Source organism: Arthrobacter sp. 10N418, from assembly GCF_056394725.1.
Genome location: NZ_JBFTIK010000077.1, coordinates 1 through 371, shown reverse-complemented (window position 1 = coordinate 371; position 371 = coordinate 1). Strand labels below are relative to the sequence as shown.

At 50.1% G+C, this 371-nt stretch carries 1 rRNA gene; it reads left to right on the top strand.

From position 1 onward, the window contains the following. Positions 1–248: 248 nt before the first annotated feature. Positions 249–371: ribosomal RNA gene (locus AC1DCZ_RS19385) — 16S ribosomal RNA — on the top strand; the annotation flags it as partial.

Sequence of the window (371 nt, the reverse complement as noted above, 5' to 3'; positions counted from 1 at the left end):
AAGTTTGGGAAGTTGCTCCGGAGCGATCTGTGACCGTGTGGTTGTGGTGGTGCCGGGTGTGTCTGTTGTTTGAGAACTCAATAGTGTGCCAAGTTTGTTGATACCAATTTATTGTATTGAATTGGTTGGATTGGCCAGGTTGCGCCACCCCGTGGTGTGGTCTGGTTTTTACAGCTGGTTTCAAATTTTGTGCAGCTGGCGCGTCCCGTTTTCCCGGGGGTGTTGGTTGTGTCTGTTTTTGTTTTACTTCAACGGAGAGTTTGATCCTGGCTCAGGATGAACGCTGGCGGCGTGCTTAACACATGCAAGTCGAACGATGATGCCAGCTTGCTGGTGGATTAGTGGCGAACGGGTGAGTAACACGTGAGTAA